This window comes from Shewanella sp. KCT (assembly GCF_007636505.1).
Lineage (GTDB): Bacteria > Pseudomonadota > Gammaproteobacteria > Enterobacterales > Shewanellaceae > Shewanella > Shewanella halotolerans.
The window spans coordinates 208,838-222,368 of the sequence record NZ_LVDJ01000003.1 but is presented as its reverse complement, the minus strand read 5'-3'; the positions used below and the strand labels follow the sequence as shown (position 1 = coordinate 222,368).

The following is a 13,531-nucleotide window of genomic DNA, read 5'->3' as shown; positions in this document are numbered from 1 at the left end:
ACACCATCGCACTTTGCACTATCTCGCTCCTCCCTGATCCCACTGCCTTGAGTATAGCAGTCGATGCTGAGGTAGAGAGCTGATGTAGAGAGTTGAGGAGGGCGCTGAGAGAGTGCTTAAGGAAAGAGCCGAGAGCAGAACTTAACCAATGACAACAAGGCCAAGCGTCGGGCGCCGCAAAGGGGGCAAATATAGTGTAAACTGACGGGGTTTTTCGCCCAAGAGCTCACTCGAATCTAAAACTAAGCCTAAAAGGCTAAGCCTTAGAAGATAAGCACCTAGAAGATAAGCACCTAGAAGATAAGCCTGCCATGCAACCAGAGTCCAAGCTAAACCCTATCGAACATCACCTCAATGTCAGCCAGACAGAGACGGACGCCTGCACCCTGCTGGCCGAGGCGAGTCTGCTCTCCAAGCAGGAGATTAAACAGGCGATGGCAAAGGGCGCCGTGTGGCTCACGAGGGGCAAATATACCCAGCGTCTACGCCGGGCCAAGAAGGCACTTAAGCTTGGGGATCAGCTGCACCTCTACTACAACCCTAAGGTGCTGGCTCAGCAGGTAGAGGATGCCCAGCTAATTCTGGATAAGGGCGAATACAGTATCTGGTACAAGCCCTACGCCATGTTGTGTCAGGGCTCAAAATGGAGCGATCACACCACCATCAACCGCTTCGTCGAGACTCATCTCACGCCGCAGCGCCCCGCCTTTATCATCCACCGTCTGGACAGGGCGGCCACGGGATTGGTGATCATAGGGCACAGCAAGACGATTACGGCGGCGCTCGCGGCCCAGTTCGAGCATCGCGAGCTGGATAAACAGTACAGGGTGATCGTCAAGGGGGAGTTTCCCAAGGCCACGCGCACCATCACCACTGAGGTGGACGGCAAGCCGGCGTGCTCCCACGCCAGCCTGGTGGAATACGACAGCGAGCTGGATATGTCCCTGGTGCAGGTAAAGATAGAGACGGGCCGCAAGCATCAGATCCGCATCCACATGGCCAGCATAGGCTTTCCCGTGGTGGGTGACAGACAACATGGCGGCGCCGAGACGGGCGATGTGAATCTGCAGCTCACCGCCTGCTTTTTGGATTTCACCTGCCCCCTAAGTAAGCTGCCACTGCATGTGGCACTCCCCGAGGGGCTGCAACCTAGCCTAGCAGCGCTTAAGGCTAAAGCGACTTAAGGCTAGAGCGGCGCTTAAGGCTTGATCTGCTCATCACCAGGCGTCGATGGCAAAGGTTCTTCGACACGCTTGACTGTTAGGGGCTCATCGCCGTCCAGTAGCTCGTCATAGCCCTTGGGCGGCGGCGTCCAACCCCGCTCGCTCATGGCATACTTGTCGTTTCTATCCCTGGCCATGGCGGCCTTAATGGTCTCTTCCAGCTCGATAAACAGCTTGCGATAGTTGTTATCGAATCGCTCACCGCTGCTGTCATCTTTCCAGGCACCATAGAGCATATCGGAGCTGCGCTTCTCGATGCGTTTAAAGGTGTTCTTCTGCTGCTCCACATGGAAGGGGTGAAAGCCGAGACATTTCATGGCGTCGGCGCCTAGCTCAAGGGCCGAGAGCAGGGTCTCCTTCTGGATGAAGTCGGCGCCGGCATCCCGCAGCAGATAGGCATGACCGCGGTCGAACGCCCGGGCAAGCACCTTAACCTTGGGATAGGTATGCTTAACATACTTCACCAGCTCCACCGCGCTGTCGCGATTATCCATGGCCACCACCAACAGGGAGGCTTCCTCTATCCCCGCCGTATGCAGCAGGTCCGGGCGGGTCGCATCACCAAAATAACTCTTCACATTGATGCGCCGCAGCATATCCACCTGGCTAATCTGATGATCAAGCACCACAGTCTTGATGCCATTGGCACTGAGCAGGCGATTGATCACCTGTCCGAAACGACCTACACCTGCGATGATCACGCTGCCGTGCTCATCTATGGTGTCTGCCTCGCGATCCGCCTTGGCACTGCGATACCTGGGCTCAATAAAACGCTCGAACAGAATAAACAGCCCAGGGGTCAGCATCATGCTCAGGGCCACCACCAATGAGAGCTTCTGCGCCAGCTCACTTGGCAGCACATGATTTTGCACGGTGAAACTGAGCAGCACGAAACCAAACTCCCCCGCCTGGGCCAGACTGAGGGCGAACAGCCAGCGATCGCTTTTGCCTATCTTAAACACAGGCGAGATTAGCAAGAGCACCAAGGCCTTAAGCACTATGATCCCCAGGGTCAGCCCCAGGATGAGGCCGAGATCCTGCCACAAGATGCCAAAGTCTATGCCAGCACCGACCGTGATAAAGAAAAGCCCCAACAGCAGCCCCTTGAAGGGGTCGATATTGGACTCAAGTTCATGGCGAAACTCACTGTTGGCCAACACCACGCCCGCCAAAAAGGTGCCCAGAGCCGGCGAAAGCCCCACCAGGCTCATCAGGGCAGCGATACCTATCACCAACATCAGGGCGGTAGCGGTAAAGATCTCCCTCACCCCGGATGAGGCCACGAAACGAAACAGCGGGCGGCTCAGATAGTGGCCGCCCACCACTAAGATGGCGATAGCCGCGACGATCACTATGGCGTAGGCCCAGGGCGGCAAGCCGGCCACCAGACTTATCTCTTCGTGCTTGGTCGCCACCTGAGTCGCCGCCTGCTGCGCCTGCTCCACCAGCTCGGGCAAGGCCAACAGTGGGATAAAGGCCAGCATGGGGATCACGGCGATATCTTGAAATAGCAACACAGAGAAGGCGTTGCGGCCACCATCGGTGCGATTGAGCCCCTTCTCGTTGAAGGTTTGCAACACGATCGCCGTCGATGAGAGGGCGAAGATAAGGCCTATGGTAAAGGCGATGCTCCACCGCACCTCGAAATAGAGGGCAATGGCCGCCACGGCGGCCGTGGTCAGCGCAAGCTGCAACCCACCCAGGCCCATCAGGCGATTTCGCATGGCCCACAGCATCTTAGGTTCGAGTTCCAGACCCACCACAAACAGCATCATCACCACACCGAACTCGGCAAAGTGCTGAATGACTGAGGTCTCCTCTCCCACCAGGCCGATAACTGGCCCTATCACCACCCCGGCGATCAGATAGCCAAGCACCGAACCCAGGCCAAACCGCCTGGCCAGGGGCACGGCGATCACGGCGGCAACCAGATAGATAAAGGCTTGCAGGAAATAGTTGGTCATGGCGCTTACCCCGTGATGATCTGATCCAGATGGCCGTTAAGCTTCTCAAGCTTGGCAGCCAGACGGCGATTGAGCTTACCCGCCACCAGGGCGGTGAGCAGCTCGCGCCACTCCTCAAGGTGCTGCGCCATCAGGCCATCCTCGACGGCGGTGCGGGCACCAAACAGGGCGAACGGCGGCAGATAGCGCATACCGGTAAGGCTGGCGGTCTGCTCCAGCGGCGCCAGCAGCTGTCTCAGGGTGAAATGATTATAGCCCTCGGCCTGATAGGCCTCCTCCTTGCCCCCGGCTGTGATGGCGCAGAAGAAGCGCTTACCCTTGAGTGCATTGCCATCCGTGCCATAGGCAAAGCCATATTCCAGCACCAGGTCTTGCCACTCCTTCAGGATGGCGGGCGTGGAATACCAGTAGAGGGGAAACTGAAAGATCACCACATCATGAGCAAGCAGGCGCTGCTGCTCGCGCTCGATGTCGATATCAAATTCGGGATACTCGCCATAGAGATCCACAGTGGTGACACCGGGTATCGTCTTGGCCAGTTCAAACAGGGGCAGATTAACTTCAGATCTATGTTGGGAAGGATGCGCCAATAACAGGAGTACGGCTTGTTGTGGCTCTGACATGAGGATCCATTCTCGAGGGTGACGCGTCGGTTGAATACCGGGCGCTAGGTCTAGATAAAATAGCGCCTAACACCTTGTTCTTCAAGCGCAGCCAGCGCCAGTCTGGGCAATTTTTCCCGTTTAGCCTGTTATGTGCCAGGGATGTAATTTGCCAGGACTTTTATGTGCCAGTGCGTTATGTGCCAGAGCTGTTATTTACACGGGCTGCTAGGCCCCGAGGACTTAGCAAGGTTTTTGGGGGTGCGATAGAGGTACAGACGAACCCCGTCATCCTCGTAGCAGTCTATCTGCTCCATACCCGCCTTCTCCAGCACCCGGCTGGAGGCGATGTTTTCCACCATCACCTCTGCGTATACGCAGGCTATGCCTAATGTCTCTCTGGCGTAATGCAGGCAGGCGATCACGGCCTCGGTGGCCAGCCCCTTGCCCCAATACTCGGGCAGCATGCGATAGCCGATATCGACCCCGCCCTGCCCCCGGTTGAGCAGCGGCTCATACTTGACGCCGCAGAAACCGATAAGCTCATTACTCTGCTTATGGATCAGCGCGTAGCGGGCATAGCCTGGGTCGCGATAACCTGCGAGCCAGTAGTTCTCTATGACACGCCTGGCATCATCCAGGCTCTTGATATCATCGCCATCGCCGGTATAGCGCACCACCTCTGGGTTCGAGGCGAAACGGTACACCGCCTCGGCATCTTGCAGCACAAACTGGCGCATGATGAGCCTGGGCGTCTCGATCAGAGTAGGCGCTACGCCCGCATCCGCTTTAGTCATTGTCCTCGGCATCCTTGTACTCATGCTCCCAGGGGGTGATGGCGCTCATATCATGGAGATCATAAGGGGTCAGCTGGTAGACATAGTAGTTGAGCCAGTTGCTGACCAGCAGGCTGCCGTGACCATGCCAGCGGGCGACTGGCGCCTGACTGGGGTCATCGCCGCGAAAATAGTTTTTCGGCACTCTCGGGTTAAGGCCTTCGGCGAGATCTCGTTGATACTCGTCCTTCAAGGTGGATTTCTGATATTCGGGGTGGCCCATCACAAACAGGTTGCGGTTATTGCGGCTCAGCACCAGGTAGGCGCCCGCCTCGTCGGACTCGGCCAGTACCTGCAACTCCTTATGGGCCTTGAGATCGGCCACCTCCATCTCGGCAAAGCGGGAATGGGGCGCGAAGAACTCATCGTCGAAGCCCCGTAGCAGCGGAAAATGTTTATGGGTGCGCTGATGATTAAACACCCCGGAGCGCTTGGCCGAGAGCAGCTTACGTTGCAGGCCATAGAGGTGATACAAAGCCGCGTGGGCCGCCCAGCAGAGAAACAGTACTGAGGTCACATGGTGCTGGGACCAGTCGATGATCTCGCGAATATGATCCCAGTAGGTTACCTCTTCGAACTCTATCTGCCCCAGCGGCGCGCCCGTGATGATCAGGCCATCGTAATTTTTATGGCGCACCGCCTCGAAATCACGATAGAAGTTGTTCATATGATCGATTGAGGTGTGCTTGGAGACCTTGTCGTGGATGCGCAGCAGATCCACATCCACCTGCAAGGGGGTATTACCCAAGAGGCGAAGCAGCTGAGTCTCAGTCTCTATCTTGTTTGGCATCAGGTTGAGGATCAGCACCTTCATGGGTCTGATATCCTGATTAGCCGCCCGGGTCTCGGACATGACAAAGATATTTTCTGATTCGAGAATTTCCGCCGCTGGCAGATTATCGGGAATTTTTACCGGCATACCGCGCCTCTTTCGACCTGGTTAACAGAGCCCCACAATAGGCTAGGTGTCGCAAGCGGCGCGGTGTCTCGCCTTAACCGCCGACGCGCTGCACTAGCACAGAGATAGGCGCGCTATCGCCTAAATCTATGGGGTAGGATTGAGTATTGATAAACATCAGCTTGCCATCCAGGGTGATCTTGGCGCCCACGCTATAGGTGTGTCCCGCCTCGAACTGATCCCTTGGGATGACAAAACCAAAGGGTGCAGGTGTGGTCACATCGTCACGCTCCAAGGCCGCTAACACCACGGCAGGCGCATCCATCTTAGACACGTCCTGGATCTGCACCGACAGCACAGCCTGGGGTGGTAAGGCGATTCGCTCCTTAAACCAAACCTCCCCCTGGATCTCCACGCTGGCATTAGGGGTTGCACAAGCCGTCAACAGGCCCGCACTCATCGCCACTGCCGCTAGGGGTTTTAACCATCTGTTCATACTCTTGCTCCTAATCATACATCAAGACTTCTGGATGTCCATATGTCTATACTATAAATCTTGTTCTCTATCAGAGATCTTCATATCATAGGCGAACCATTTATTGAGAAATAGCCTCATGTCTCAAGCTACTGCAATAATTGTGGGCGCCAGCTCACTCGTTAGCCGTGAAATTGCCAAACAACTTGCCGAGCAAGGCGTCGAACTGGTCTTGCTGGCACAAGATACCGAATCCCTTATGGAATTTTCTCAGTCTCTGCCTACCCAGGTCAGCCTACATGAGCTGGCGATAGAGAGACCAAAGGATATCATCGCCACCCTGGAAAGCGTCTGGCAGCAACTTGGCGGTGCCCATCTCGTGATCGTCAATACCGGCCTCAATGGCTATGACGCCTCCCTGCCCTGGCAACTGGAACAGGATATCATTACCGTCAATGTGCAGGGCTATAGCGCCATATGCAATACGGCATTCAGACTATTTGTCGAGCAGGGCTATGGCCAGCTTGCGGCCATCAACTCCATCGCCGGACTAAGGGGCGGCCCAAGTGTGGCCTATCATGCCTCCAAGGCCTATGCCAGCAGCTACCTCGAAGGACTGAGCATGCATGCCCAGCGCCTCAAGCTGCCGATCACCATTAGCGATCTTCAGCTTGGTCTGCTTGACAAGGCGGCCATGCAGCAGAGCCGTCTCTGGCTATCACCGCCCCATGAGGTGGCACGCCAGGCACTCAAGGCGATGCAGAAAGGTAAGCGCCGCGCCTACATCACCAAGCGTTGGCGTCTGGTGGCCTGGTTAACCAAGCTGCTGCCGGAGTTTATCTACAACACCCGCCACTGGCGTACCAAGGAAGAGCGCAAGGCGGCCAGAGCGGCCAAGAAGGCGCAATAGGCCAAAGAGAGCAGAAAGTTAAAAAAAGGAGCCGATTGGCTCCTTTTTTTCATGTCGATATTTAGCGAGATTAGAAGGTGTAACCTACGCTCACCATGTAAACCCAAGGATCAATATCGGTTTCGATGCTAACCGCTTGACCGGCAAGCTTGAAGTTCACATCGGTATTGATCTTGGCGTACCACACAGAGGCGTTAACCAACCAGTTCTTGTTCACTTGATAGTCGATACCCGCTTGCGCCGCTAAGCCCCAAGAGTTGCTTAGGCTAAGGTCGGTCAATGCACCATCGAGGTCATTGGTAAATTCACTGTCGAAGAAGTTAGTGAAGTTCACACCGGCACCGATATAAGGACGCAGCTTAGAATCGGCCGAACCAAAGTAATACTGAGCCACTAAGGTAGGTGGCAGGTGTTTGGTCTCGGCAATCTTACCAACGCCTTTTAGCGATACATCATGGCTAAAAGGGGTAGCGGCCAACAACTCGATACCAATGTTGTCGGTCAGCATGTAACCGAAGTTCAGACCCAGCTGCGTATTGCTGCTGATGTTGAATTCGCCAAAACCAGCAACGTCTTCGCTCGACTCATTAGGGGCAACAACAACACCACCGGCACGAACGATGATGTCACCTGCTTGGTGAGCAGAAGCGGCAAATCCAGTAGACAGTAGGGCGGCAGCGATCAGACCTGAAACGATAGTTTTTTTCATCATACTACTCCATTAATACAACAGTTAACGTTGTTTTTATTATCAAAATCCTTACATTTGCGCGTATCCTGCCAGATAGGCACTGAGAAGTTATTGATCCAAATCAATAAGCCAGAGTAATACCCCTTTTTGTATAGCCGGGCGCGATCCAGATCACAGCAAATAAACAAATATTGACAATACCCCTTTAATTTCCGTGACCCATATCCGCATCGATCACTTGGTGATCAACCAAGGCGAACTCCATCAAGTTCAATTATTAACAAACTGACAACACAACATGAATTGGCGCTGCATTTAAGCATACGCCTCAAAAAAAGTGCTGATGGAAACTCTGCTAACAGGGGGAAGTGAGCAAGCGAAAACGACCTAGAGACGAACCGTAAACTTGGCAGATATGGCTTGTTGGGGTTAGCGCATCAAGCTGACCGGGCAACTCTGATAAACCGGGGCAACTTTAACAAGGCCTGGACCGTGCAAGGAATATGACGTTAGGAATACGGCGCTAGAAATAAGACACTAATAACTAGAGGCGCCTGTTTTCGCAGATCCCTGATGGCAAAGCTAAGGTGGCCCTTTTTTGATGACACACTCTAGATGCCAAGCTCACGAAGCCACGCTCGAAATGCCAAGCTCGAAATGCCAAGCTCGAGATGACACGCTTGAAATGCCACGCATAAGATAACGAACCTCAGATGACAATCCCTAGCTGAGCCCCTTAGATACCAAAATTAAGGCGGTTAGGCTGAGAGACCAGGCTCGAGACAACGGGCTTGAGACGGCAAACTTGAAGTGACTAGACTCGGCTAACCTGCCACAGAGATGGCGAATGTGAGACACAGCATCGCCAGGCTGAGCAGTATTAGGCTGGCAAACAGGGGCTCCTGAGCTTCAGGATGCTGCCAACTAGCACGCTGCTCACGCTTATCTTGAGTTCCAGCGCCCTGCTCTTCGGCGCCGGGCAAGCTACCTATGAGATGATGACTGCCGATAAACTGCATCTGCTCTTCCTTGATTTGTTATTATTATCACCCCACCCTATTGGATAAAATATATTTAATCAAGGTTCATATAAGGGCACCTGGCTGAAATTTACTCAAGTTAATACACACGGGACAAAGACGACGCGCCACAAGTGGAGATAACTTGGAGCAAAAATCGGAATATAAAATAGTGGAAAATAGAGCATAAAAAAGGAGCCCTTAGGCTCCCTTATCTATTCGTTAACAGCTTGGCTTATTTGACCAGCTTATTTGACCAGCTTCATCACCACTTCCGTGGTGTACTTGCCGTTGTTGATCACTGGGAACCTATCGTAGGTCTGGAAGATCACCTTACCCTGATACTGGATCATGGCGACCACACCATAGTTGACGTTCTTGTCTATGGTCTCGCGGGCGAAGGCAAACTTAAAGGGCACAGGCGCCCTGGCGATATCGAAGCTCTTCTGGGCGATGATGGCACCCGGGGTGTCGAGATCGATCACCGCAATGGTAATGCTACAGCCTTGCGGCAGGTTAACCTTCTCCAGATAACCGGCGGCGCCGTTGACGAATATCGGTGGCTCGGGCTCTACCGTCACACAACCCGCCAACATAATAAGCATCAAAGACGCCAGTATGGCTTTCATTTTCATCTTCATCACATTCAACCTTTCACTCACTGTTCGTTTATCCCTGTGTTAATCGAATCAAGCCTTCCTGGGTCGCCGAAGCCACCAGCTCACCACTCTGGGTGTAAAACTCGCCACGCACAAAGCCACGGCCGCCACCGGCATTAGGGCTATCTATGCTATAAAGCAGCCACTGGCTGAGATCCAGCGGACGGTGGAACCACATGGCGTGATCTATGGTGGCCATGCGCATGCCCGGGGTCAAGAAAGAGACGCCGTGGGGCTGCGCCGCCGTCACCAGGAAATTAAAGTCTGAGGCGTAGGCCAGCAGATACTCATGCACCGAGAGATCCTTGGGCACCTTGCCATTGGCACGGATCCATACATGCCTGATGGGCTCGCTCTGGTTGGGTTCCATAGGATTGCATGGGTTAACCAGGCGCATCTCAAGCGGCGAGTCCGCCATAAACTTCTCCAGCACCTTGCGAGGCACCTTGTCCCTCAGGGTCGAGGCCAGCTCCTGCTGATTCAGCAAGCCCTCAGGACCCGGCACATCCGGCATCTGGCTCTGGTGATTTAGCCCTTGCTCCGGCTTCTGGAAGGAGCAAGTCATGTAGAAGATGGGTCTGCCCTTCTGAATCGCCTTCACCCGGCGGGCGCTAAAGCTGCCGCCGTCGCGCATATTCTCCACGTCATAGACTATGGGTTGTTTCTCATCACCGGCGCGCAGAAAATAGGAGTGGAAGGAGTGTACCTGACGTTCGCTGTCGACGGTTTGCGCCGCAGCGCTCAGGGCCTGGCCCATGACCTGTCCGCCAAACACGTGGCCGAAGCCCAGATCTTGGCTCTGACCTCGATAGAGGCCTACCTCTATCTGTTCCAGCGATAAAAGGGATAACAGATCATCTAACACCTGACTCATGCAACCTCACCGATAACTCATCAATATTGGTCGTCAAGCTTACCTTAGATTCCCCTTATCTTGCTAGGGCCTGTTGATCTTTGCCGTTTGTTTTTGCAGCAGTTTGAAGGTGATTTATACAAGGCAGAGCCTGTGCCGTGAAGTATCCTAAACAAACTGGCGATAACACCGTAGAAATGGCCTACAAACGCTGCCCAAAGGGTTCATCTAAACGCGCGCTGCACTTTGTTGTTCGCCATTCACATAGAGTAACTATGCTTCATGGCTCTCGCCTCGCGCAAAACGCGTTTAGATTGAACAAAAATTAAACTTGGAAGATTAACAGGCCCTAGGGCAGTTAAACTTTCCTAGTGGTTCCTGCGGCAATTTGTCACTGACTCGTCATCTATTCGTTATCTGGGCCTACTCAATATCCACGTGGTGCTCGGCGGCGCTGCGCCTCGCCCAGGCGGTCACCTGCTCTTCGCCGGACTCATGAAAATGATAGGGCTGTGCCCGGTAAAGCTCATCCCAGCGCTGGGCGATCACCTCGGGCTTGCAGCCATCTTCCACAATCCGCAGCGGCTGAAACTCGACAAACATCCCATGGCTTACGCTACCGGCCGCGGCCAACAGGTGTTGGCCACTACAGGCATGAGAGGAACAGAGATAGAGTAGCGTGGCATTAACAGACGAGGTGCTAAACAGCGGCTTCACCAAAGGGCTGAGATGATGCGCCGTCATGACGGTTAAGGCCTGAGGCACCAGGGTATTGACCGAGATGTTGTAGTCGCGCCCCTCCTTTGCCAGGCTGTTGACCAGGCCGACAAGCGCCATCTTGCTCGTGCTGTAGGGGGTTTCATGCATGTCACCATAGAGGCCGCTGGCTCCCGCCGTCATGACGATACGGCCATAGTTTTGCCGTTTCATCTGCGGCCACACCAACTTGGTCAGATGGAAACTGCCGTTGAGATCCACATCCAGTTGCCGTTGCCATTGCTCGAAACTCAGGCTATCGAAGGAGACAGGCGTGTGGATGCCGGCGTTATTGATGGCGATATCTATGCGACCCCAGCGCTTGAGGACAGTCTCAATCGCGCTCTTTAGGGCCTGACTGTCGGTGACGTCTAACTGGAAGCTCAGGCAGTCGGCGCCCAGTTCGGCGAGGGTACGGGCGGTCTTGTTGAGGCCGGCGCCGGCATAACTCTGGCAGCGACTATCGCCGCAGCCCGAATCGATAATGGCCAAGCGCGCCCCGCGCTCGGCTAAAGCGATCGCGTAGGCTCGTCCTAAGCCAGCCCCCGCTCCTGTGACGACAGCAACCTGTTCATCAAAACGCATCATCCTGATCCTTGTCTATCGCCGCCGAAAGTCCTATTTAAGCCAAGTGCTAAATTTATAAAACCTATATAAATTAATTAGATAAGCTTAAAGCATTTCCAGCAGAATCCCACAGTCAGACAGCTATAACAGCACATGTCTGACAAGAGTTCTTTGAGGCTGGCAACAGATTTGACTGAAATAGGTGACAAAGATGTGCGCCGCGTCAAAAATACACAAATTTTTAACAAGGCGTTTAAGCTTTATTAAAGGCCCTGAGTATTAGGCTAAGGCTCCCTGAAAAATAAAACGAGACTGTTCACATAATGCTAATGCAAGCGCTTCATCGACTTGGGCTTTTTTGCTATGCTTGGGCTATATTTTCGAGCCTGGCTCAGTCCCTACCTAATAATTACGAACGCAGATAATGAATCCCTGGATCCTGGCGACACGCCCACGTACTCTTCCCGCAGCCATTGGCCCTATCTTAGTCGGTAATGCCCTTGCCCTGTCACTGACACAATTTAGCTGGCTAATCGCCGCAACTTCAATGTTGTGCGCCCTGCTGCTGCAGATTGCCGTTAACCTGGCGAACGACTACTTCGATTTTAAGAGCGGTATCGACACCGAAGAGCGACTCGGCCCGGTGCGCGTCACCCAGAGTGGCCTGCTCGACCCAAGCAAGGTACGCAACGCCATGATCGCCTGCCTGGTGCTGGCGCTGCTGGTGGGCTCGCTGCTCATCTATCATGGTGGCTGGCCCATCGCCATCCTGGCCGCAGCCTCTATCCTGGGCGCCCTGGGTTACAGTGGCGGTCCCTACCCGCTGGCCTCCCATGGTCTGGGGGAAGTCGCCGCCTTTATCTTCTTCGGCCTGGTGGCCGTGGTCGGCAGCTACTACCTTCAGGCCCATGACACCAGTGTCGCCGCCTGGATCTTAGGCTGCGCCATCGGCCTGTTTAACGCCGCCGTGATGCTAGTAAATAACACCCGCGACATCCCCACAGATGCCAAGGCGGGCAAGCGCACCCTGGCGGTTAAGATAGGTGAAGGTCAGGCCAGAGTCCTGTATCAGGCGCTTGTCTATCTGCCGTTCGCCCTCGTCATCGGCGGTTTTCTGCTTGGGACCTTACCCGGCCTGCCTGTGCTGCTCGGCGGTCTGTCGCTAGTCCTGGCGCGCAAGCTCAACAGCGAATTTAGCCAGACCTCGGGGGCGGCGTTAAACCCGCTTCTGGGACGCACGGCGAAACTGACGGTGATCTTCAGCGCCCTATTCAGCCTGGGGCTCGCCTTAGCCTAAAGCAAGAAACCGACATAGCCATAAAAAATGCCAGCAGTTGCTGGCATTTTTTATGGCGAGTCATCACACAATTTAGAGGCAGTATTCGGTTCCGTCTTTCGAGGTAAACTCTTTACAGTGTTGATCTGCCTGACCCGTGACCAGGCTGGTCCAGGTGCGCTGACATGGGCTCTGCTCGCTATTGACGATAGTCATCAGCGCCGCCTCGACCTGCACGTCGTTGATGCCGGCCAGATCATGACGTCCCTGCTCGCCGCGGCGATCCAGCGCAATCTCGACATGAAAGCCGTTGTTCTTCAGCACCAGAGAGCTTGGCTCGCACTTATGACCAGAGAGGGCCACAAATTGCTTGGGCTGTGCCAGACCGCTCTGGCTGCCATCGGCGAAGAAGGCCAGTAGCTGCTTGTAGTAGATCACATAGCTGCAGACATCCTGGTGAGAACCCTGACTCAATGGAAAGTACTGATCCAAGATCTGCTTGGCATAGGTCAGGCCATCTTGCTGCATCTGAGGTGCCAGCGCATTGTTTCCATTAATCTGTGTCATAGGCATTACCTGCTTGATGAAGTTGTAAATACTCTGGTCTAGTTGTTCTGTCTGTATATTCATCGCCTCATCCCTCTCACTTGTGCTATCTATTGCTATGTTCGACTCGCTGATGACATCTTTGCCCTACAGCTTTAAGTGGCGCTCCAAGGGATTTGTCGCTTCCCCGATTGCTTAATTTGTAGTCTAGCGGCTTTTTCATTACAATTTCACAATAGAAATTTCACAGTGTGAA

14 protein-coding genes are annotated in these 13,531 nt (G+C 54.2%); 3 read left to right on the top strand and 11 right to left on the bottom strand.

Annotated elements, in window-relative coordinates; genetic code table 11:
• Positions 1 to 311: 311 nt before the first annotated feature.
• Entirely contained in the window at positions 312 to 1,184 is an 873-nt protein-coding gene (locus AYI87_RS05915; RefSeq protein WP_144200431.1) for an RluA family pseudouridine synthase, read from the top strand.
• Between the two features lie 14 nt (positions 1,185 to 1,198).
• On the opposite strand, the gene AYI87_RS05910 is transcribed toward AYI87_RS05915, so the two are convergent.
• The 5 genes from AYI87_RS05910 to AYI87_RS05890 form a co-directional block, all read right to left on the bottom strand.
• The gene (locus AYI87_RS05910) at positions 1,199 to 3,187 is read right to left on the bottom strand and encodes a monovalent cation:proton antiporter-2 (CPA2) family protein (RefSeq protein WP_144200429.1); all 1,989 of its coding nucleotides are present in this window, start codon (positions 3,185 to 3,187) and stop codon (positions 1,199 to 1,201) included.
• A gap of 5 nt (positions 3,188 to 3,192) precedes the next feature.
• Positions 3,193 to 3,810, bottom strand: a complete 618-nt coding sequence (locus AYI87_RS05905) for an NAD(P)H-dependent oxidoreductase (protein WP_144200427.1) — start codon at positions 3,808 to 3,810, stop codon at positions 3,193 to 3,195.
• A 191-nt stretch (positions 3,811 to 4,001) separates the two neighbouring features.
• Entirely contained in the window at positions 4,002 to 4,586 is a 585-nt protein-coding gene (locus AYI87_RS05900) for a GNAT family N-acetyltransferase (RefSeq protein ID WP_144200425.1), read from the bottom strand.
• Entirely contained in the window at positions 4,579 to 5,544 is a 966-nt protein-coding gene (metA, locus tag AYI87_RS05895) for a homoserine O-succinyltransferase (RefSeq protein ID WP_011866348.1), read from the bottom strand. The genes AYI87_RS05900 and metA overlap by 8 nt, the downstream gene beginning before the upstream one ends.
• Positions 5,545 to 5,617: 73 nt before the next feature.
• Complete coding sequence (locus AYI87_RS05890; RefSeq protein WP_144200423.1) at positions 5,618 to 6,019, bottom strand: YbaY family lipoprotein; 402 nt, start codon at positions 6,017 to 6,019, stop codon at positions 5,618 to 5,620.
• Positions 6,020 to 6,137: 118 nt separating this feature from the next.
• Here AYI87_RS05890 and AYI87_RS05885 point away from each other — a divergent pair, with 118 nt between their 5' ends.
• Positions 6,138 to 6,908 carry an SDR family NAD(P)-dependent oxidoreductase gene (locus AYI87_RS05885; RefSeq protein ID WP_144200421.1) on the top strand — a complete coding sequence of 257 codons (771 nt, stop codon included), beginning with the start codon at positions 6,138 to 6,140 and terminating at the stop codon, positions 6,906 to 6,908.
• Between the two features lie 70 nt (positions 6,909 to 6,978).
• Here AYI87_RS05885 and ompW read toward each other — a convergent pair whose 3' ends face one another.
• The 5 genes from ompW to AYI87_RS05855 all read right to left on the bottom strand — a co-directional run bounded on the left by ompW (position 6,979) and on the right by AYI87_RS05855 (position 11,471).
• Positions 6,979 to 7,620: an outer membrane protein OmpW gene (gene ompW, locus AYI87_RS05880; protein WP_011866351.1), complete on the bottom strand. Its 642-nt coding sequence runs from the start codon at positions 7,618 to 7,620 to the stop codon at positions 6,979 to 6,981.
• Between the two features lie 803 nt (positions 7,621 to 8,423).
• Entirely contained in the window at positions 8,424 to 8,618 is a 195-nt protein-coding gene (locus tag AYI87_RS05875) for a hypothetical protein (protein WP_144200419.1), read from the bottom strand.
• Between the two features lie 248 nt (positions 8,619 to 8,866).
• The gene (locus tag AYI87_RS05870) at positions 8,867 to 9,259 is read right to left on the bottom strand and encodes a YbaY family lipoprotein (protein ID WP_144200417.1); all 393 of its coding nucleotides are present in this window, start codon (positions 9,257 to 9,259) and stop codon (positions 8,867 to 8,869) included.
• A 28-nt stretch (positions 9,260 to 9,287) separates the two neighbouring features.
• Positions 9,288 to 10,151, bottom strand: coding sequence for an acyl-CoA thioesterase II (gene tesB / locus AYI87_RS05865; RefSeq protein ID WP_144200415.1), 864 nt, complete (start codon positions 10,149 to 10,151; stop codon positions 9,288 to 9,290).
• 402 nt (positions 10,152 to 10,553) lie between these two features.
• Positions 10,554 to 11,471: an SDR family NAD(P)-dependent oxidoreductase gene (locus AYI87_RS05855; RefSeq protein WP_144200773.1), complete on the bottom strand. Its 918-nt coding sequence runs from the start codon at positions 11,469 to 11,471 to the stop codon at positions 10,554 to 10,556.
• A gap of 406 nt (positions 11,472 to 11,877) precedes the next feature.
• Between AYI87_RS05855 and AYI87_RS05850 the strand changes: the two genes are divergently transcribed.
• On the top strand, positions 11,878 to 12,750 hold the full coding sequence (locus AYI87_RS05850) for a 1,4-dihydroxy-2-naphthoate polyprenyltransferase (RefSeq protein WP_144200413.1): 873 nt from the start codon (positions 11,878 to 11,880) through the stop codon (positions 12,748 to 12,750).
• A gap of 72 nt (positions 12,751 to 12,822) precedes the next feature.
• On the opposite strand, the gene AYI87_RS05845 is transcribed toward AYI87_RS05850, so the two are convergent.
• On the bottom strand, positions 12,823 to 13,359 hold the full coding sequence (locus AYI87_RS05845; RefSeq protein WP_144200411.1) for a malate synthase: 537 nt from the start codon (positions 13,357 to 13,359) through the stop codon (positions 12,823 to 12,825).
• Between the last annotated feature and the right edge of the window lie 172 nt (positions 13,360 to 13,531).

Coding starts and splice junctions, on each gene's coding strand:
- AYI87_RS05915 (WP_144200431.1), top strand. CDS start 312: ATGCAACCAGAGTCCAAGCTAAACCCTATCGAACATCACCTCAATGTC.
- AYI87_RS05910 (WP_144200429.1), bottom strand. CDS start 3,187: ATGACCAACTATTTCCTGCAAGCCTTTATCTATCTGGTTGCCGCCGTG.
- AYI87_RS05905 (WP_144200427.1), bottom strand. CDS start 3,810: ATGTCAGAGCCACAACAAGCCGTACTCCTGTTATTGGCGCATCCTTCC.
- AYI87_RS05900 (WP_144200425.1), bottom strand. CDS start 4,586: ATGACTAAAGCGGATGCGGGCGTAGCGCCTACTCTGATCGAGACGCCC.
- metA (WP_011866348.1), bottom strand. CDS start 5,544: ATGCCGGTAAAAATTCCCGATAATCTGCCAGCGGCGGAAATTCTCGAA.
- AYI87_RS05890 (WP_144200423.1), bottom strand. CDS start 6,019: ATGAACAGATGGTTAAAACCCCTAGCGGCAGTGGCGATGAGTGCGGGC.
- AYI87_RS05885 (WP_144200421.1), top strand. CDS start 6,138: ATGTCTCAAGCTACTGCAATAATTGTGGGCGCCAGCTCACTCGTTAGC.
- ompW (WP_011866351.1), bottom strand. CDS start 7,620: ATGATGAAAAAAACTATCGTTTCAGGTCTGATCGCTGCCGCCCTACTG.
- AYI87_RS05875 (WP_144200419.1), bottom strand. CDS start 8,618: ATGCAGTTTATCGGCAGTCATCATCTCATAGGTAGCTTGCCCGGCGCC.
- AYI87_RS05870 (WP_144200417.1), bottom strand. CDS start 9,259: ATGAAGATGAAAATGAAAGCCATACTGGCGTCTTTGATGCTTATTATG.
- tesB (WP_144200415.1), bottom strand. CDS start 10,151: ATGAGTCAGGTGTTAGATGATCTGTTATCCCTTTTATCGCTGGAACAG.
- AYI87_RS05855 (WP_144200773.1), bottom strand. CDS start 11,471: ATGCGTTTTGATGAACAGGTTGCTGTCGTCACAGGAGCGGGGGCTGGC.
- AYI87_RS05850 (WP_144200413.1), top strand. CDS start 11,878: ATGAATCCCTGGATCCTGGCGACACGCCCACGTACTCTTCCCGCAGCC.
- AYI87_RS05845 (WP_144200411.1), bottom strand. CDS start 13,359: ATGAATATACAGACAGAACAACTAGACCAGAGTATTTACAACTTCATC.